Here is a 19,299-nt window from a genome sequence, read left to right on the forward strand (position 1 = left end):
TCGCGGACGAGGCCACCACCACCGACACCGCTGTCGCCGACGAGGCCACCGTCGCGGACGAGGCCACGGACGCCACCGTCGCGGATGAGGCCACGGCCACCGCAAGCGTGGACGCAGCCGTCAACGGCGACGCCGCCAGCTGGAACCAGAACGGCGCCGCCAGTGGGGACGCCACCAACGAAAACGGCGCCGCCAGTGGGGACGCCACCAACGAAAACGGCGCCGCCAGCTGGAACCAGAGCGGCGCCGCCAGTGGGGACGCCACCGTCGGCGCACCAGTTGCCGAGTGGACGGCCCCTGCCGCTGAAGGTGCGAAGCACAAGTTGTTCCCGCACCACAACACCAAGGACGGCGCTGGCGTCCTGGTGCAGGCCGGCGGCACCGCCGATTTTGAGAAGTCCTACCTGGAGCACAACCTCGCCGGTGGTGTCGGAGGTGGGATCGCCAACTTCGGCAAGACCAACCTCTACCACACGTCATTGATCAAGAATGACGCCTTCCACTATGGCGGCGGCATCTTCAACGGGGGTGTCCTGCGGGTCTCCTCGTCCCGAGTGATGGAAAACGGCGCTGTCATCGGCGGTGGCGGTATCGCCAACGGGGCAGCGTTCCTGGACCGCAAGGACATCAAGGCCGGGATGGTCTCGGTCGAAAAGGCCGAGGTCACCGGTAACGATGCACTTGGCTTCGGCGGCGGCCTGTTCGACCTCGGCGGCGACATGACGGTCAAGCAGACCATAGTTGCCCGGAACCTGGCGCTGCTCGCCGGCGGTGGGATCGCCGCGGCCGAGCGAAGCAGCCTCTACCTGCAGGAGGCACAGCTCGTTAACAACGGCACCGTCGGTGACGGTGGAGGCATGGCGCTGGCACTTGGCGTGATTGCCAACGTCGACAAGAGCAACATCACGGACAACAAGGCCGGCGTCTTCGGGGGCGGTGTGTTCAACCTCCTCAGCGCGGTCACCTTCCGGTACAGCTCAGTTTCCGAAAACCTCGCCGGCTTCTCCGGCGGCGGGATCTTCAACGTCCTGGGCAGCGTCGATCTGACTGCTTCCAAGGTGACGAAGAACCGCTCGACCTTCAAGCCGGGTGGCGTGTTCAGCGCACTGGGGAAGGTCACAGTCGACAACAAGTCCGCGATCAAGGGCAATGACCCGACCAACTGTCAGGGCAGCCTCGAGCGGATCGAGAACTGCTTCGGCTGATCGACCAGCTAGTCAGTCCGGCCCCCTCCGCGTCAGCGGAGGGGGCCGGACCAATTGCGCGTCGGGTCACCGCTGCACGAAGACCGCCACGCTGCGGGCCGGAACCGTGAACGTGCCACTGTCGGCCGCGAACGAGGACGTTCGCAGGACCTCATCGGCGGAGGTATGCAGCACCGGGTGCAGCGCTATGTCCGCTCCGCGCAGGTCGGTGAGCTGTTGGGCAGCCGCCTGGGGGGTGGCATTGAAGACCACCGTCACCGACTTCCAGGGACCACCCAACCCGCGGCTGTCCAGCGTCATCGTCAGCACCCCCGGCTGTTCCGCGGGGCCCGACAAGGGGAACGCCACCCGTTGCTGCACCTGCGCTGCCGTCCGCAACCCGAACACCGGCGACGAGGAGCGGATCCGAAGCAACTCGGTGTGCCGGCTCCCGGCCAGGTCGATCGTCGCGCAGTCCGGCACCAACCCCGGATCGGCAAGCAGGGGACGAGCGTACGACCACTTGTCCTTGTTGTCCTGCTCGGATGGGAGTCCGATGCCAAACCCGTTGCCCTGGGCGCAGTCCCATCGGATCTGGTTGAACCAGTCACCAGAGTTGTACGAGTTACGGTCCAGCGACTTCGACCGCAGCCGCTCGCTGCCGGCGGTGGCGAATCCGGTGCCCTGCCCCAGCAGTGCGGTGGCGAGCGCGAGTACCTGCATCCGTGCTCGGTCTACCGCCGTGGTGTCTTCCGGCAGCTTGTACGTCAACGCGTCGTACAGGATCTCGTTGTCGTGCGCGTCCACGTAGGTGACCGACTCCCCCGGTGCGGCTGTGTAGCCGGCTGGCGATCCGTTGTAGTCCACCTGCGCCCCCGTGACCTGCTCGCCGGCGGTGTTGGTGAATCGGTAGTCCCGCAGGTTGCCGGTGAGCCCAACTTTGATCAGGTCGTGCTGGTGCAGCAGGTGGGCGCGTTGCTGCGCCGCTGACCCGTTCACCGGGTCGTGGTTGGGGTCGGTGTACAGCCCGGAGGCGAAGCCCTGTCGACGCGGGTTGGCGTCGAAGGGACCGCCTCCGCGCACCGCGTCCCGGAGTCGGTCGTTGAAGGTGCCGATGCCGGTGCCGGCCAGGTTGGCCTGGGTTGCCTGAACGAACCGCGCGTCGTTGGCTACCTCGCCGAAGTTCCAGCCCTCTCCGTAGAGCAGGATGCTACGACCGTCCACTCCGTCACGGACGATGGTCAGCTCGTCGAGGGCGGCGCGGACGGCCAGCATGTTTGCCTTCGGGTGGTGACCCATCAGGTCGAACCGGAATCCATCCACCTTGTACTCTTTGGCCCAGGTGACCACCGAGTCGACCACGAGTTTGCCCATCATGGCGTGTTCGGGGGCCGTGTTCGCGCAGCAGGTCGAGGTGGCCACCGAGCCATCTGCCAGCAGCCGGTGGTAGTAGCCGGGAACCACCTGGTCCAGCACCGACTTCGGGTCGGTGCCCGCCGCCGAGGTGTGGTTGTAGACGACGTCGAGCACCACCCGCAGCCCGGCGCCGTTCACCCCGGCGACCATCCGCCGGAACTCGTTGGTCCGCGCCGCCCCGGTCGGGTCAACGGCGTAGCCGCCCTCTGGCACGGTGTAGTGCAGCGGGTCGTACCCCCAGTTGTACCCGTCGGTGTCGGCGACTGCGGTGACGCATCGCTGCTGCTCGTCCGAGTCTGGCGGGAGCGCCGCCAGGTCGCAGGGGGGTTGCTGCTGGTCGGCGCGGCGTTCGGGGATCGTGGCGAAGTCGAATGCCGGGAGCAGGTGTAGGTGGGTCGTCCCGGCGTCGCCGAGCGCCTTCAGGTGTCGCATCCCGGTGGTGGCCGGGTCGGTGAAGGCACGGAACGTGCCGCGTCGCTCGGCCCGCACCGTGCTGTCCGCGATCGAGAAGTCTCGTACCGACAGCTCGGAGATCTGCGCCCGCGTCGCCGGTACCGCCGCCGGCTTCGGTAGTTGCGTCCAGCCCGGTGGCGCAAGCCGAGGGTCGGCGAGATCGACGATCTGGCTGTGGGTGGAGTCGGGGGCGAGCGCCAGCGAGTACGGGTCGGTCACCGCCGCGGTGACCATCCGCTGCTCGGCCGGTTGCCATGCCTCGACCTGGTAGCGGTAGTACCTCCCGGTCCAGGATGGGGCTCCCCGCACCGACCACACGCCGGTGCGGTGGTCCCGTTGCATGGCCACTGGCCGCGGTCGCGATGTCGGTGTGTCGAACAACTGCAGTGTCACCGTGCGGGCGGTGGGGGCCCAGACCGCGAGCGTCGGCGCCGCACCGGTGAAGGTCGGGCCGAGCCGCGCCCGGATCGCCGGGGCGTAGACGTCGTCGAGCACACCTGGGATCTGGACGCCGGTGGCGGCGCGCAGGGCGCCTCCGGCGTCCCGCTCGGTCACCACGAGTTGTCCGCGCAGCGCCGCTGGTACCCCGGCCAGGTGCTTTCGGTTCAGGGCGAGGGCCTGGTACGCCGCCAGGTGCGGGAACCGCTCGCGTTGCGCCGCGGTCAGCCCGTGCCGCCGGGCCTGCAGCGGGATCGTCCGGTACGTCCCGACGAGTTCGCCGTCAACCAGGGTCACCTCGCCGGCCGCGGAGGCTACCAGGGCGTACCTCGTGCCGTCCGGGATCTCGGTCGGCCAGGCGACGGTGCCGCGGTCAATCCAGTGCGCCTGCTGCGCGGTCAGGTCGAGGCCGGTGGTGGTCCCGAATGCGGGTTGGTGGTCACCGGCGGCGAGCAGCGTGGTGTCGAGGTGGTCGGCGGCCCACGGCTCGGCACCGGCCACGGCCGGCGCATCGGCGTCGCCGGGTGGCTGGAGGTGAACGAGGGTGTTGGTGCCGGCGAGGGTGAGGGTCGCCAGCGAGGCGAGAGTGAGCAGCGCCTTGCGCGGGATCGGCGGGGGTTTCATCGACGGCCTTCCTCTGGTCGCTGATGAGCCGCACGCTAGCTGCCGTCGAAACTTTCTGCAATCCCTTGCAAGTTTGGTCGAAATTCTGCAGGCACCTTGCACAAGGTGAACTCGACGCCCGCCCTCACTCCGTAGCGCCGCCCGATATCGCCCCAGCGCTCCACAACGCCAGACCATGGAAGATCTCGTAGCGGTCGGGGTCAGGCGGCAGGAACCAGTGGAAGCCCGCCTGGAGGAACACCACCACCAGGTTCGCCGCCACGATCACCAGGAACAGCCCGCAGACCACCTTGGACGGCCAACCGAACCGCACACCCCGCGGTACCAACGCGCGGGCGAAGATCAGACTCACCCCACAGAACACCAGTACCACGCAGAACGTAATAAATGCCCAGGTGTACAGGTGTAGCCCCAATAGGGGCGACCCGTAGCCGGGGTCGGGCGGCACGATGTGCAGCAGGATCTGGCGGACCGCGATGGCGGCACCGGCCACGGCGGCGACGATACTCATCCCGTACCCCATGGCGTAGTCGGCGAGCCGCACATCGCCACGGCGGGTCCGCGCGATGATATAGAGCGGCCCGAAGGCCACCAGCATCATCGCCATCCGTTGCAGGATGCAGAGCGGGCACGGGAGATCGCCGGTCACGAACTGCACCACGAACCCGCCGAGCAGCACACCGCAGTAGGCGAGGACGAAGAGGTGCGCGAGCCAGAAGCCCAGACGGCCGGTCATAACATCCTCATTCGATCAGAAGTTCAGCGGCAGCTTCGCGCCCACGTGATAGTTGAAGAGCAGCAGGATGGCGCAGAGCGAAACCGTCCACGCGGCGAGGACTGTCCCGCGCCCGCCGCCCCGCACGATGAGCCAGCCGGCGACGAGCAGCACCGCGAAGATGATTGTTGCCATTTACTCAAAATAGTGGCTAAATCGGGAGCTCCGAGCCGGAATCAAGAACCAACTCGGCCGTCGACCGGACTTCAACCCGAACCGGCTACGCCCCGCCGCCGGCAAGGGGCGAGACCGCAACCGGCGGCGCACCGGCGCGCACTCACCACCGTCGCACCCACTCGGCGCAAGCGGCGAACCGGCTGGCCTCGCCCCGCACCGGGGTCAGGGTTGCGCGAATAGCAAGACGGACGTACGGTTTGTACCCGCAGCTAATGCAGGTAAGGACCCCCTAAGCACCGCACCGCCCCCGCCGGTGCGACAGACTGCTCAGGACTGCTCACGGCCACTGGTGTGAAGGAGTACGACGTGGCGAGCCTCGACACCTTCGGTGCGAAGACCCAGCTACGCGTCGGCGACGCGAGCTACGAGATTTTCAAGATCAACAAGGTGGAGGGGCACAACCGACTCCCCTACAGCCTGAAGATCCTCCTGGAGAACCTGCTCCGGACCGAGGACGGCGCGAACATCACCGCCGACCACATCCGGCAGCTCGGCGCCTGGGAGCCGGCCGCCGACCCGAGCGTGGAGATCCAGTTCACCCCGGCGCGGGTGCTGATGCAGGACTTCACCGGCGTACCCTGCGTAGTTGACCTGGCCACCATGCGTGAGGCCGTGCGGGGTCTGGGCGGCGACCCGACCAGGGTCAACCCGCTCGCCCCGGCCGAGTTGGTCATCGACCACTCCGTCATCGCCGACCTGTTCGGCCGCGAGGACGCCTTCCAGCGCAACGTGGAGCTGGAGTACGAGCGCAACAAGGAGCGCTACCAGTTCCTGCGCTGGGGTCAGACCGCCTTCAACGAATTCAAGGTCGTCCCGCCGGGCACCGGCATCGTGCACCAGGTCAACATCGAATACCTCGCCCGTACGGTGATGGAGCGCAACGGCCAGGCCTACCCGGACACGGTGGTCGGCACCGACTCGCACACCACGATGGTCAACGGCCTCGGCGTGCTCGGCTGGGGCGTCGGCGGCATCGAGGCCGAGGCGGCCATGCTCGGCCAGCCGGTGAGCATGCTCATCCCGCGGGTCGTCGGATTCAAGCTCTCCGGGGAGATGCCAGCCGGCACCACCGCCACCGACCTGGTCCTGACCATCACCGAGATGCTGCGCAAGCACGGTGTGGTCGGCAAGTTCGTCGAGTTCTACGGCCCCGGCGTCAGCGCGGTGCCACTGGCCAACCGGGCCACCATCGGCAACATGTCCCCGGAGTACGGCTCCACCGTCGCGATCTTCCCGATCGACGCCGAAACGGTGCGCTACCTGGAGCTGACCGGGCGCGACCCGCAGCAGGTCGCGCTCGTCGAGGCGTACGCGAAGGAACAGGGCCTCTGGCACGACCCGGCCGCGGAGCCGAACTACTCGGAGCGGCTGGAGCTGGACCTGAGCAGCATCGAGCCGTCGCTCGCCGGCCCGAAGCGGCCCCAGGACCGGGTGCCGCTGGGCAACGCCAAGACCTTGTTCCGGGCCGCCCTCACCGACTACGTCGCCGTGGACGCGGCCGACGGCGAGCCGGAGCAGGGCATCAGCGGCCCCGCCGACGAGGCCAGCGCCGAGTCCTTCCCGGCCAGCGATGCCCCCGCCAACGAGGTCACCGACCCCGCTGACGCCCCGCGCGACCTGGTCACCGCGGCGGTGGGCTCCGGCGGCCGGGCCACCAACCCGATCCGGGTCACCGGCGCCGACGGCACCGAGTTCGAGCTGGACCACGGTGCGGTGGTGATCGCTGCCATCACCTCCTGCACCAACACCTCCAACCCGCAGGTGATGATCGGCGCCGCGCTGCTGGCTCGCAACGCCGTGGAACGGGGCCTGGCCCGCAAGCCGTGGGTGAAGACCACCCTCGCCCCGGGCTCGAAGGTCGTCATGGACTACTACGAGCGGGCCGGCCTCACCCCGTACCTGGAGAAGCTCGGCTTCCACCTGGTCGGTTACGGCTGCACCACCTGCATCGGCAACTCCGGCCCGCTGCCGGAGGAGATCTCCGCCGCGGTGAACGAGAAGGACCTCTCGGTCGTCTCGGTGCTCTCCGGCAACCGCAACTTCGAGGGCCGGATCAACCCGGACGTCAAGATGAACTACCTGGCGTCCCCGCCGCTGGTGGTCGCGTACGCGCTCGCCGGCACCATGGACATCGACCTGGCCAACGAGCCGATCGGCGAGGACGCCCAGGGAGACCCAGTGTTCCTGCGCGACATCTGGCCGAGCAGCGCCGAGATCCAGGAGGTCATCGCCGCCGCGATCGGCGCCGGCGGCTTCAGCTCGGCGTACGCGGACGTCTTCGCCGGTGACGAGCGGTGGCAGTCGCTGCCGACGCCGACCGGCGACACCTTCGCCTGGGAGGGCGAGTCGACCTACGTCCGCAAGCCCCCGTACTTCGAGGGCATGCAGCGCGAGCCGGCGCCGGTCCGCGACATCGGGGCGGCGCGGGTCCTGGCCAAGCTCGGCGACTCGGTAACCACCGACCACATCTCGCCCGCCGGCGCGATCAAGGCCGACTCCCCCGCGGGTCGGTACCTCGCCGAGCACGGCGTGCCGCGACACGAGTTCAACTCGTACGGCTCCCGCCGGGGTAACCATGAGGTGATGATCCGGGGCACCTTCGCCAACATCCGGTTGCGTAACCAGCTTCGGGTGCCCGGTGCCGACTCCGCTGCCGGGGCCGCGCTGCCGGAGGGCGGCTTCACGGTCAACCACCTGACCGGCGCGCAGAGCACCATCTACGACGCCGCCGTGGCCTACCAGGAGGCGGGGATCCCGCTGATCGTCCTGGCCGGCAAGGAGTACGGTTCGGGCTCGTCCCGGGACTGGGCCGCCAAGGGCACCATGCTGCTGGGTGTCAAGGCGGTCATCGCCGAGTCGTACGAGCGGATCCACCGCTCCAACCTGATCGGTATGGGCGTCCTGCCGCTGCAGTTCCCGGCCGGCGAGACCGCCGAGTCGCTGGGCCTGTGCGGCACCGAGTCCTTCTCCATCACCGGAGTCACCGCCCTCAACGAGGGCAACACCCCGCGGACCGTCCAGGTGACCACCGACACCGGGGTCGAGTTCGACGCGGTGGTCCGCATCGACACGCCAGGAGAGGCGGACTACTTCCGGCACGGCGGCATCCTGCAGTACGTGCTGCGGCGGATGATCGGCTGAAGCGGTAACGGACGGGCCCCCACCACGGTGGGGGCCCGTCGCGTTTCCGTCCGGCGGGTCGGGCCGGGCTACCTACCCGAACGGTTCCCCGCCTCGCCACCGCCATCACGGCCGACCAGGCGTCGGCCGTGAGACAGCGGCCCGATCCCGGATGTGATCTCGCCATGCTGTGCCAGGCTCGTGGTCATGGACGACAAGACCATCCTGAAGCGCATCTCCGCGCTGGTTGACGAGGAACACCAGCTCCGCGCCGCGGCCCAGGCCAACGAGGAGGGCACCGACGACGAGAGCCGCGACCGGCTCCGGGATCTGTCGGCGTCCCTGGACCAGTGCTGGGACCTGCTGCGCCGGCGGCGTGCCGCCCGCTCCACCCACGGCGACCCGGACGCCCAGGGCGGACGTCCGGCACCGGAGGTGGCGCGCTACCTCCAGTAGGCCCCCGGCTGGAGGAGTGCTTCAACGCAGGCCCGCCTCCCGGAGCAGGTGTTCGGTGAGGGCGAGCGGTTCTGCCTGCTCCGCCGGCAGGCCACGAGCGACGAACCAGGTGGCGACGACCCGGACGTCTCGGGCCAGGTACTCCGGCCCCTGCGGATTGGTGACCAGATCCACGACCTGCGGCAGGTCGATGAGCACCAGCCGCCCCTCGTGCACCAGGAGGTTGTAGGGCGACAGGTCACCGTGGGCGTGGCCAGCCCGAGCGAGTACCACCAGCGCCTCGACGAGTTGTCCCCACAGGTCACGCAGGTCGGCCTCCGCCGGCCGCAGCTGCGCCAGCCGCGGGGCGGCCCGCCCCTCGTCGCCGTCACCAAGAAACTCCAGCATCAGCTCGGTGCCGCGGAGCTGGACCGGGTAGGGCACGGCGATCGTGCCGTACCGGGCACCGATCTCCCAGAGGCGGCCGAGCACGGCGAACTCCGCCGCCGCCCACTGCCCCGCGATCATCTGCCGGCCGAACGCGCTTCGCCGGGTCATCGCCCGCATCTCCCGGGAGCCTCGCACGCGCCGCCCCTCCAGATATCCCGCGTCCCGGTGGAAGAGCCGATGGTCGGCAGCTCGGTATCGTTTCGCCGCGAGCAGGCAGGACCGATCGGTGTCGGGCACGGCGCGGCGGACGAGGTGGACGTCTGCCTCCTTGCCGGTCTTGAGTACGCCCAGTTCGGTGTCCTTGGCGGCCAGCTCCGTTACCAGCCAGGCGGGGTACGGCTGGGGGCCCCGGATCGCGTCGTCCCAGGACGACCAGGGCTGGGCGTCCGGCAGCGGGTCGGAGTCAGCGGGCTGCGGCCCGGCTCTCCACCCGCGCTTAATGAAGCGTGGTTCGTCATCGTCGAAGCGGCGTCTGCCGCGGGTCCGGCGTTCCGGCACCGGAGAGTCGTGATCGCGCACTGCGGTGAATTCCCTCGGTCGAGGTCGATGGAGACAGCGAAAAGTGACCTGTGTAGACGGCCATGACCGACCTCCTCCCCTCGACCGGGCCACTCGCCCGGGTGCGCCGTGCGGTCCCATGCTCGCCGTCGGATCGCGGCGCGGCAACCGGTATTACGCCGCGAGCACCGCGGCGAGGGCGGCGATCAGACCATCGACCGTGAAGGTGGGGGCGAATCGTCCGTCGGTCCAGGTGCGCCCCCGGTGCAGCCAGACGCTGGGCAGCCCCACGGCCGCGGCACCGCCGATATCCGCCTCCGGGCCGTCACCGACCACCCAGGCCCCGCGCAGCGGCATCCGAACCCGCTGCGCGGCCAGTGCGAAGATTCGCGGGTTCGGCTTGCTGACCCCGGCCGCCTCGGAGATCACCCAGTCGGCCAGGTAGCGGTCCAGCCCGGTCCGCCGGATCTTCTCCTCCTGCTGCCGTACCGCCCCGTTGCAGACCACCACCGGCATCCACCCGGCATCGCCGACGATCCGCAGCGCGCACGCCACCAGTGGATCAAGCCGGGTGTCGGCGAGCACCCCCTCGTGCAGCTCCTCCACCAGGTCGACCGAGCGGACCGCCAGTGAGTAGCGGTTACGGATCGCATCGGCCACATCCCACCGATCGGTCAACCCGTCCGCGTCGACGGAGAGCAGCCAACGGAGGTCACCTGGCGGCGCACCGATCTTGACCAGGAAGCGCTCGCCCCAGGTTCGGAACACATTCTCTCGGTCGAGCAGGGTGTTATCCAGGTCAAGAAGGAGCAGCGGCACTCCGGCACCTTACGGGACGGAGGTGTCCGCCCGACAGCCCCAAGCAGCCAAATGTCCAGAAATTCGCGACAAACGGACTAAGCACTGGTAGGAGATTCGGCCGCTGGAGGCGGACCGGGGTTGCCGGCACACGCGCCAGCCGATCGGGGCTCCTCCGCCGCGCGAACCGAGCCGGCCGGCCACACCGCAAGCCGTACGTACGGTTTGCAGGACGCCGGGTGGTTTGACACGATCGAACCGTGCCCAGAGTAAGTCAGGACCAACTCGACGCGCGCCGGCAGGAGATCCTCACCGCCGCCCGGGTCTGCTTCGCCCGCCACGGGTACGAGGGCGCCACCGTGCGCCGCCTGGAGGAGGCGACCGGGCTGTCCCGTGGAGCGATCTTCCACCACTTCCGCGACAAGGACTCCCTCTTCCTCGCCGTGGCCGAGGACGATGCGGCGGCGATGGTCGAAACTGTCGCCCGTAATGGCCTGGTGCAGGTCATGCGCGATCTGCTGGCCCGGGCTGCCTCCCCCGACACGACGGGCTGGCTCGGCAGCCAGCTGGAGGTGTCGCGCCGGCTGCGCACCGATCCCGCGTTCGCCCGGCGGTGGACCGAACGGTCCGCAGCGATCGCCGAAGCCACCCGCGACCGCCTACTCCGCCAGCGCGAGGCGGGCGTCCTACGCGACGACATCCCGCTCGATGTGCTCGCCCAGTTCCTGAAGCTGGCGTACGACGGTCTGGTCCTGCACCTGGCGATGGGCCGCCCCGCCGACGACCTCGGACCGGTACTGAACCTGGTCGAGGAGGCCGTCCGCCGGCGTTGACCATCCCCACCCAGACCTGCTTTGGCGGCCCTCCCCTCGGTTGGCAACGGTGACCCACAATGGGTTTCATCCCCCACGACAGGAGTGTCCGATGGTCCTCCTCGCCGCCCCCAGCAACACCTGGGGCATTCCCGGCCCGGTCTTCCTCGGGCTGTACCTGGTGACCGCCGCCGTTCTCGTCGCCATCGCACTCCGACGTCGAAACGAGGTCCTGAACGGTTCGGCGTACGACGCGAACCTGCTCGGCCCCCAGCAGGTCGCCTACCTCCACGGTGGTACGCAGCTGGCGGTCTGGACAGCTCTCGCGGGGCTCCGCAGCGCTGGTGCGATCAACGTGGGCCCGGATCGACGGTTGACCGCCAGCGACTCGCTGTCCATCGGCAGCACGTCGTTGGACCAGGCCATCCACCTCGCCGCCAGCCGGGGCCTACGCGCCCAGGAACTCAGCCGAGACCGAGGGGTGCGACACGCCGTCCACCAGCTCCGCGCCGACCTGACGCGACACGGCTTGGCGATCTCCGCCGAGCAGCGGGCTGCCCTGCGCGACACGGCACTGCTACCCACCGGCCTGTTCGCAGTCGGCATGCTGCGGCTCGGGGCCGGTCTGGCGAACGAACGTCCCATCGGCTGGCTGTTCCTGATCCAGGTCGCGCTGCTGGCCGTGATAGTTCTGCTCTTCCAGCGTCCATGGCGCACCCGCAACGCCGACCGAGTTCTACGCCGGCTACGCCACCGGCACACGCACCTGGCACCCCACCACAATCCGGCCCCTGCCACCTATGGCGCCGCCGGGGCGGCGATGGGCGTCGCCCTCTTCGGCACGGCCGCCCTGTGGGCCATGGATCCCGGCTTCGCCGAGCAGGCGCAGATCCAGCAACAGTTCCTGGCTGGTGGGACGGCAGCCGGCGGGGGCGGGACCGCCGGAGCAGGTAGCGGTGATGGCGGTGGCGGCGGCGGTGGTGGTGGGTGCGGCGGATGACCGGTCCGGTCGGAGTGGGCATCGGATGGCGGCCCGAGATCGCTGGCTTCGTCGCCGGACTCCCCGGGCTACCTTTCGTCGAGGTGATCGCCGAATCGGTGCCGGCCGCCGGTCCGCTGCCGGCTGAGCTCACCGCGCTGCGGGAACGCGGCGTGGCCGTCGTGCCGCACGGGGTGCGGCTCTCCCTCGGCAGCGCCGAACCGGTCGATTCGGCCCGGGTAGCTCACCTGGTCGCGGTGGCTGAGCTGACCGACGCGGCGCTGGTGAGCGAGCACATCGCCTTCGTCCGGGCCGGCGGGTTGGAGGCTGGTCACCTGCTGCCCCTACCGCGCAGCAGGGAGGCGGTGACGGCGGTCTGCGCCAACGTCGCCCGCGCCCAAGCCGAACTGCCGGTGCCGATCGCGCTGGAGCCGATCGCCGCGCTCTTCGACTGGCCCGACGACGAACTGGACGAGGCGGCGTTCCTCACCGAGATCCTGGACCGCACCGGCGCCCACCTGCTGCTCGACATCGCCAACGTCTACGCCAACGCCCGCAACCGCGGCGCCGACCCGCTCGACCTGCTGGACCGGCTGCCGCTGGAACGGGTCGCGTACGCGCACGTGGCCGGCGGGGCCGAACAGGACGGTTACTACCACGACACCCACACCAGCCCAGTGTCCCGGCCGGTACTCGACCTGGTGGGTGAGCTGTGCGCTCGTCACAGACCGCCGGCCCTGCTGCTGGAGCGGGACGGAAACTACCCCCCGGCCGCTGCCCTCCGCGCCGAGTTGGACGCGCTCGCCGCCGTCGGTGGTCTGCCGGTGATCACATGAACCCCACCAGCCCGGCGAACGTACCGGCGACGCAGCCCACCGGCCCGACGGAGACCACGCTGGCCGCCCGGCAGGCCGCCCTCGTCGCCGCTCTGGTGGCCGGCGCCCCGCCGCCACCAGGTTTCGTTCCGGAAGCGCTGGCCGCGACCCGGACCGCCCTGCTGCGTAAGCGGGCCGGCGAGGTGGCCCGGTACTGGCCACTGCTCGCCACCGGCCTGCACCCGCGGTGGCTGGAGGTGTTCCAGCACTGGGCGGCCGGGCGACCGCCCGCCGGTGCCCCTCGCGAGGGTTGGGATCTGGCCCGCTACCTACACGGCGCCGGTGAACTGCCGCCGTTGGGGGCGGACGAGTTGGCCTGCCGGCAGGCCGGATACCACTACCCGGAGCCGGGTCGCCCGCCCCGGCCACGCCGGCTGCCGTCCTGGGGGCGGGTCGGCGGCGCCGTCGCGATTCAGTTCGCCGGGCGGGTGCGCCTCCTGCGTCCCGCCCGCCGCCAGCCCTAGCCAACCCCGCCGGCGGGCACCGGATACGGCAGGATCAGGGCATGGATCTCGGCCTGACTGACCGCGTGTACGTACTCACCGGTGCTTCCCGGGGCCTCGGCTACGCGACCGCGGCGGCGCTCGTCGCGGACGGGGCGCGCGTCGTCCTCGCCGCCCGGGACGCCGACGCGGTGACCGCCGCCGCTGACCGCCTCGGTGGCCCCGCGTACGCCGTCGGTGTGACCGCCGACCTGGCCGACCCGGAACTGCCCGAGCGGCTGACGGCGGCCGCCCGGGACGCGTTCGGGCGGCTGGATGGCGCGCTGGTGTCGGTCGGCGGCCCACCGCCGGGTAGCGCGGCCACGGTGACCGACGTGCAGTGGCGCAACTCCTTCGAAACGATATTCCTCGGCACCGTCCGAATGGCCCGGACCGTCGCCGCCGCGTTGCCCGCTGGCGGGGCGATCGGACTGGTGCTGTCCACCTCGGCCCGGGCGCCGCTGGCCGGCCTGGGCATCTCCAACGGCCTCCGGCCCGGCCTGGCCGGGGTCGCCAAGGATTTGGCCGACGAGTACGGCCCCCAGGGCGTCCGGGTGGTGGGGCTGCTGCCCGGGCGGCTCCTGACCGACCGGAGCGCGCAGCTCTTCGCCGCCGCCGGGGACCCCGCACAGGCCCGCGCCACGGCGGAGGCGGAGATCCCGCTCCGCCGGCTGGGTGAGCCGGCGGAGTTCGGCCGGGTGGCGGCGTTCGTGCTCTCCCCCGCCGCCAGCTACCTGACCGGAATCACGCTACCGGTGGATGGCGGCGCGCTGCGCGGGCTGTAGTTGGCGGCCAGTCCCACAGCAGGCCACGGTCGGGGGCAGCGCTGGCTAGTTGGCGGCGGCCGGCGGCAGCGCCTCCTCGGCGACGTAAGAGCGCATCGGCAGCGTCACCGGTTCCGGCCCGGTCGCGTCCTGGTACGGCGTCGGCGAGTCGGCGACCGCGAACTGCGTCCGGTACAGCTCGGCGTAGAGCCCGCCCAGGACGACCAGCTCCTCATGTCGCCCCTGCTCGACGATCCGCCCCTGATCGAGTACGAGAATCTGGTCGGCCTCTCGCACCGTGGAGAGCCGGTGCGCGATGACCAGCGCGGTCCGCCCCGTCAACGCCACCGAGAGCGCCTGCTGCACCGCTGCCTCGCTTTCCGAGTCCAGATGCGCGGTGGCCTCGTCGAGGATCACGATCGAGGGTGCCTTGAGCAGAACCCGGGCGATCGCGATGCGTTGCTTCTCCCCGCCGGAGAAGCGATAGCCACGCTCACCCACCACCGTGTCCAGGCCGTCGGGCAACGCCCGCACCAGGTCCGCCACCTGCGCACCGGCGAGGGCAGCCCAGAGTTCGTCGTCGGTGGCCGCCGGCTTGGCGTACCGCAGGTTCTCGGCGATGGTCTCGTGGAACAGGTGTGAATCCTGGGTGACGACACCGATCTCGTCGCGCAGGGAGTCCAGGCTGGCGTCCCGGACATCAACCCCGCCGACGAGTACCTGACCGTCGGTAACGTCGTAGAGCCGAGAGATCAGCATGGACAGGGTCGACTTGCCCGCACCGGAGGGCCCGACCAGGGCGACCATCTGCCCCGGCTGGACGGTGAACGACACCCCCCGGAGCACCGGCTCGGTGGCCGTCCGATCGAGGGCGGCGACCTCCTCCAGAGACGCCAGCGAGATCTCGGCGGCGCTCGGATACTGGAAACGCACCGACCGGAACTCGACCCGTCCGTCGCCCCGCGGCACGGTGACGGCGGCGGCCTTCTCGGTGATGGCGGGTTGTAGGTCGAGCACCTCGTAGACCCGGTCGAACGAGACCAACGCACTCATCACGTCAACCCGTACGTTGGACAGCGCGGTGAGTGGGCCGTAGAGCCGGGTGAGTAGTAGCGCGAGCGTGACGACGGTGCCGGCACTGACGCTGCCGGTGACTGCCAGCCACCCGCCCAGCCCGTAGGTGAGCGCCTGTGCGAGCGAGGCCACCAGCAGCATCGCCACGAAGAAGGTCCGCGAGTACATCGCGGACTGGATGCCGATGTCCCGGACCCGCTCGGCCCGCGCGGTGAACCGGCGTGCCTCGTTGTCGGGCTGGCCGAAGAGCTTGACCAGCAGTGCTCCGGAGACGCCGAAGCGCTCGGTCATCGTCGCGTTCATCTTCGCGTCGAGGTTGTAGGACTCGCGGGTGATCTCGGCGAGGCGCCGCCCGACCCGACGGGCCGGAATGATGAACACCGGCAGCAGCACCAGCGACAGCGCGGTGATCTGCCACGAGAGGGTGAACATCACCGCCGCGGTGAGCACCAGCTGGATGACGTTGCTGACCACCCCGGACAGGGTCGAGGTGAACGCCCGCTGGGCTCCGAGCACGTCGTTGTTGAGTCGGCTGACCAGCGCACCGGTCTGCGTCCGGGTGAAGAACTGCAACGGCATCCGCTGGACGTGGTCGTAGACCCGGGTCCGCAGGTCGAGAATGATGCCCTCACCGATGCGGGCCGAGTACCACCGTTGGGCGAGTGAGAGCAGCGCATCTGCCACCGCGAGCGCGGCAATCACCAATGCCAGCCGAACGACCAGGGCGGATGCCTCGGTGCCGCCCCGGGTGATGGCGTCGATCACCTTACCGGCGAGCACCGGGGTGGCGACCCCGATCATCGCGGCCAGCACGACGGTAGCCAGGAAGACGACGATGTCCCGCCGGTACGGCTGGGCGAAGCCGACGATCCGACGCGCCACCCCGCGCTGGAGCCGGTGCGCCGAGATCTCGTCGTGGCTACGCATCGACCGGAGCATGCTCCAGCCGCCCATGCCGCCGCCGGACATCGGATTGGACACGCTCACCTCCGGGTCATCGGGCCGACCACAACCTCCGGGTCGATTCTCCCGACGCCTGTGACAACCCGGTAAGTAACCCGAATCTTCCCGTACGGCCCTTACTACTCTCCCCGGCCGGCGAGTTCCCGCAGCCGCCGGGTCTGCGCCTCCCGTTCAGCCCGTTCCTGCTCGGCCGGGGTCCGGCCGGACGCACCGGCGAGCAACGCCTTGATCTCCACGACCGCGTTCCGGTCATTGGCGAGCAGCCCCGCCGTCAGGTCGCTGACCGCGCCGGCCAGCTCCCCGGTCGGCACGACCAGAGTTGCCAGCCCAATCCGGTCCGCCTCGGCGGCGTCCAACCGCCGCCCGGTGGCGCAGAGCTCCAGGGCTCGCGAGTAGCCCACGAGCTCGACCAGGCGCTTGGTGCCAGCCAGATCGGGGACCAGACCGAGCGTCACCTCGGCCATGGAGAACCGGACATCCTCGGCAAGAACCCGCAGGTCGCAGGCGAGCGCCAGCTGAAAGCCCGCGCCGATCGCATGCCCCTGCACCGCTGCGACCGACACCAGGTCAGGGCGGTGCAGCCAGGTGAAGGCGTCCTGGAACTCGGCGATCCGGTCCGCGCACTCCTGCTCGGGCAGGGTGGACAGCTCGGCGAAGGAACCCGGCCCAGAAGCACCCGCCACGGAAAGGTCAAGGCCAGCGGAGAAGGCCCGGCCCGCACCGCGGACGACCACGACGCGTACGTCACCGGGGAGCTTCCGGGAGAAGTCGCGCAGCGCCTGCCACATCGCCGGAGTCTGCGCGTTGAGCACGTCGGGCCGAGCCAGCGTGACCGTGGCCACCGCCCCGTCACACTCCAGCCGGACCCCGGTCGCCTCGGCAGTCACCGGGCGGCCCGGGGAACGGTGCTGATGGGTGACGCCGCTCGGTGGCTCACGCCTTCTTGCGACGCCGGGCGCCGCCGCGCTGCCGCAGCTGCACCCCGGACTCGGTGAGCACCCGGTGGATGAATCCGTAGGAACGGCCGGTCGAGGCCGCGAGCGCACGGATGCTCTCCCCCGAGGTGTACCGCTTGACCAGGTCCTTGGCGAGCGTCTGACGCTCGGCCCCGACGATCCGGCGACCCTTCTCAGTGCTGGTGGCTGTGCCAGTGGCTGCCATACTGTGTCCTCACGTCCCAGACTGTGCGGTTCGGATACGGTCCCACCTATTAGACCGCCTCGAACGATCATGCGCCAGATATCAACTATTCGCCAACCGACACGCTATGTAATGTCGGCTTCCCGATACCAAGGCCCACGATCGGTCAGGCCAGCTCGACCAACTCCAGGAGGTCGTCACTCCAGGCGTCCTCGTCCCCGTCGGGCAGCAGGATGGCCCGATCCGGCTTGAGCGCGGTCACCGCGCCCGGGTCGTGCGTGACCAGCACGATCGCACCGGGATAGCGAGCGATGGCGTCCAGCACCTGCTCCCGGCTGACCGGGTCGAGGTTGTTCGTCGGCTCGTCCAGCAGCAGCACGTTCGCACCGGAGCAGACCAGAGTAGCCAGGGCCAGCCGGGTCTTCTCCCCACCGGAGAGCACTCCGGCGGGCTTCTCCACGTCCTCCCCGGAGAAGAGGAACGCACCGAGGATCCGGCGCAGATCGGTGTCACTCTGCTCCGGCGCGGCGCTGCGCATGTGCTCCAGGATCGTCCGCTGGACGTCCAGGGTCTCGTGCTCCTGGGCGTAGTAGCCCAGCCGGAGGCCGTGCCCGGGCCGCACCTCGCCGGTATCCGGTTCCAGCAGGCCACCGAGGATCCGCAACAGGGTGGTCTTGCCGGCGCCGTTGAGGCCGAGGATCGCCACCCGGGAGCCGCGGTCGACCGCGACATCCACATCGGTGAAGATCTCCAACGACCCGTACGACTTCGACAGTCCACTCGCGGTCAGCGGGGTACGACCGCACGCCGCGGGGGTGGGGAAGCGCACCTTCGCCACCTTGTCGGAGACCCGGACCTCCTCCAAACCGGAGAGCAGCCGCTGGGCCCGCCGAGCCATGTTCTGGGCGGCGACGGTCTTGGTGGCCTTGGCCCGCATCTTGTCCGCCTGCGCCATCAGCGCGCCGGCCTTCTTCTCCGCGTTGGCCCGCTCCCGGCGGCGACGCCGCTCGTCGGTCTCCCGCGCCTCCAGGTACGCCTTCCACCCAAGGTTGTAGACGTCCACCACCGAACGGGTGGCGTCGAGGAACCAGACCTTGTTGACCACCGCCTCCAGCAGAGCGGCGTCGTGGGAGATCACGATCAGGCCACCCTTGTGGTTGGCGAGGAACCCGCGCAGCCAGGTGATCGAGTCGGCGTCTAGGTGGTTGGTCGGCTCGTCGAGCAGCAGGATGCCGCCGCCGTTCTCGCCCGCGTCGCGGAACAGAATCCGCGCCAGTTCGATCCGGCGGCGCTGGCCACCGGAGAGGGTGCCGATGGTCTGGGCCAGCGCCCGGTCGGGGAGCCCGAGGTTGGCGCAGATGCGGGCCGCCTCCGCCTCGGCCGCATATCCGCCGAGCGAGGCGAACTGGTCTTCCAGCGTGCCGTAGCGGCGGACCAACCTGTCTTCCGGCGCCTCGGCGAGCTTCGCCTCCAGCTCCGCCATCCGGGTCATCAGCTGGTCGAGGCCGCGGGCGGAGAGGACCCGATCTCGTCCGGTGACGTCGAGATCCCCGGTACGCGGATCCTGCGGCAGGTAGCCGATGTTGCTGCGGCGGTCGAGCTGACCGGCGTACGGCTGCCCCTCTCCGGCCAGCACCTTCAGCGTCGTGGTCTTGCCGGCGCCGTTGCGGCCGACCAGGCCGATCCGGTCCCCCGGCTGCACCCGCAGCGTGGTGTCGGAGAGCAGGATTCGGGAGCCGGCGCGGAGTTCCAGGCCGGTGGCAGTGATCATGTCGGAAGACTCGCTCTCGGGGTGGAAGGGCTGACTCAGGGCACGCGAAAGCACCGGCGGGCCGGAGGACC

16 protein-coding genes and 1 pseudogene are annotated in these 19,299 nt (G+C 70.0%); 8 read left to right on the forward strand and 9 right to left on the reverse strand.

Features of this window, described 5'->3' with window-relative positions:
• Window positions 1–1,205: pseudogene (locus tag B118_RS29465) on the forward strand (hypothetical protein); the annotation flags it as partial.
• Between the two features lie 66 nt (window positions 1,206–1,271).
• Here the strand turns inward: B118_RS29465 and pulA are convergent.
• The 3 genes from pulA to B118_RS32635 form a co-directional block, all read right to left on the reverse strand.
• The gene (gene pulA / locus B118_RS0127280; RefSeq protein ID WP_028193806.1) at window positions 1,272–4,115 is read right to left on the reverse strand and encodes a pullulanase-type alpha-1,6-glucosidase; all 2,844 of its coding nucleotides are present in this window, start codon (window positions 4,113–4,115) and stop codon (window positions 1,272–1,274) included.
• 124 nt (window positions 4,116–4,239) lie between these two features.
• Complete coding sequence (locus tag B118_RS0127285) at window positions 4,240–4,851, reverse strand: disulfide bond formation protein B (protein WP_018223402.1); 612 nt, start codon at window positions 4,849–4,851, stop codon at window positions 4,240–4,242.
• Window positions 4,852–4,866: 15 nt separating this feature from the next.
• On the reverse strand, window positions 4,867–5,025 hold the full coding sequence (locus B118_RS32635; RefSeq protein WP_018223401.1) for a DUF5993 family protein: 159 nt from the start codon (window positions 5,023–5,025) through the stop codon (window positions 4,867–4,869).
• A 333-nt stretch (window positions 5,026–5,358) separates the two neighbouring features.
• Here B118_RS32635 and B118_RS0127295 point away from each other — a divergent pair, with 333 nt between their 5' ends.
• Window positions 5,359–8,208 (forward strand): aconitate hydratase, encoded by a 2,850-nt coding sequence (locus B118_RS0127295; protein WP_018223400.1) that lies wholly within the window; start codon window positions 5,359–5,361, stop codon window positions 8,206–8,208.
• Window positions 8,209–8,394: 186 nt separating this feature from the next.
• Window positions 8,395–8,643: a DUF2630 family protein gene (locus tag B118_RS0127300; RefSeq protein ID WP_018223399.1), complete on the forward strand. Its 249-nt coding sequence runs from the start codon at window positions 8,395–8,397 to the stop codon at window positions 8,641–8,643.
• Window positions 8,644–8,664: 21 nt separating this feature from the next.
• Here the strand turns inward: B118_RS0127300 and B118_RS0127305 are convergent, their stop codons facing one another.
• Window positions 8,665–9,591, reverse strand: coding sequence for a serine protein kinase RIO (locus B118_RS0127305; protein WP_028193807.1), 927 nt, complete (start codon window positions 9,589–9,591; stop codon window positions 8,665–8,667).
• 153 nt (window positions 9,592–9,744) lie between these two features.
• Entirely contained in the window at window positions 9,745–10,389 is a 645-nt protein-coding gene (locus B118_RS0127310) for an HAD family hydrolase (RefSeq protein WP_018223397.1), read from the reverse strand.
• A 239-nt stretch (window positions 10,390–10,628) separates the two neighbouring features.
• Here B118_RS0127310 and B118_RS0127315 point away from each other — a divergent pair, with 239 nt between their 5' ends.
• The 5 genes from B118_RS0127315 to B118_RS0127335 all read left to right on the forward strand — a co-directional run bounded on the left by B118_RS0127315 (window position 10,629) and on the right by B118_RS0127335 (window position 14,301).
• Complete coding sequence (locus tag B118_RS0127315) at window positions 10,629–11,201, forward strand: TetR/AcrR family transcriptional regulator (RefSeq protein ID WP_018223396.1); 573 nt, start codon at window positions 10,629–10,631, stop codon at window positions 11,199–11,201.
• A 91-nt stretch (window positions 11,202–11,292) separates the two neighbouring features.
• On the forward strand, window positions 11,293–12,180 hold the full coding sequence (locus B118_RS0127320) for a TIGR04222 domain-containing membrane protein (protein WP_027658758.1): 888 nt from the start codon (window positions 11,293–11,295) through the stop codon (window positions 12,178–12,180).
• Entirely contained in the window at window positions 12,177–12,995 is an 819-nt protein-coding gene (locus tag B118_RS0127325) for an MbnB/TglH/ChrH family RiPP precursor modification enzyme (RefSeq protein ID WP_026185818.1), read from the forward strand. Before B118_RS0127320 ends, B118_RS0127325 begins: the two co-directional genes overlap by 4 nt.
• Window positions 12,992–13,498, forward strand: coding sequence for an SCO6045 C-terminal-like domain-containing protein (locus B118_RS0127330; RefSeq protein ID WP_027658757.1), 507 nt, complete (start codon window positions 12,992–12,994; stop codon window positions 13,496–13,498). The genes B118_RS0127325 and B118_RS0127330 overlap by 4 nt, the downstream gene beginning before the upstream one ends.
• A gap of 41 nt (window positions 13,499–13,539) precedes the next feature.
• Window positions 13,540–14,301 carry an SDR family oxidoreductase gene (locus tag B118_RS0127335; protein ID WP_027648016.1) on the forward strand — a complete coding sequence of 254 codons (762 nt, stop codon included), beginning with the start codon at window positions 13,540–13,542 and terminating at the stop codon, window positions 14,299–14,301.
• Window positions 14,302–14,346: 45 nt separating this feature from the next.
• Here B118_RS0127335 and B118_RS0127340 read toward each other — a convergent pair whose 3' ends face one another.
• The 4 genes from B118_RS0127340 to B118_RS0127355 form a co-directional block, all read right to left on the reverse strand.
• Entirely contained in the window at window positions 14,347–16,323 is a 1,977-nt protein-coding gene (locus tag B118_RS0127340; RefSeq protein ID WP_043542286.1) for an ABC transporter ATP-binding protein, read from the reverse strand.
• A gap of 113 nt (window positions 16,324–16,436) precedes the next feature.
• Window positions 16,437–17,204, reverse strand: coding sequence for an enoyl-CoA hydratase/isomerase family protein (locus B118_RS0127345; protein WP_018223390.1), 768 nt, complete (start codon window positions 17,202–17,204; stop codon window positions 16,437–16,439).
• Between the two features lie 46 nt (window positions 17,205–17,250).
• Window positions 17,251–17,478, reverse strand: a complete 228-nt coding sequence (locus B118_RS0127350; protein WP_007462679.1) for a helix-turn-helix domain-containing protein — start codon at window positions 17,476–17,478, stop codon at window positions 17,251–17,253.
• Window positions 17,479–17,623: 145 nt separating this feature from the next.
• Window positions 17,624–19,228 (reverse strand): ABC-F family ATP-binding cassette domain-containing protein, encoded by a 1,605-nt coding sequence (locus tag B118_RS0127355; RefSeq protein ID WP_018223389.1) that lies wholly within the window; start codon window positions 19,226–19,228, stop codon window positions 17,624–17,626.
• Window positions 19,229–19,299 lie beyond the last annotated feature (71 nt).

Origin of the sequence: Salinispora pacifica CNR114, from assembly GCF_000514775.1 — a bacterium.
GTDB lineage: Bacteria > Actinomycetota > Actinomycetes > Mycobacteriales > Micromonosporaceae > Micromonospora > Micromonospora pacifica.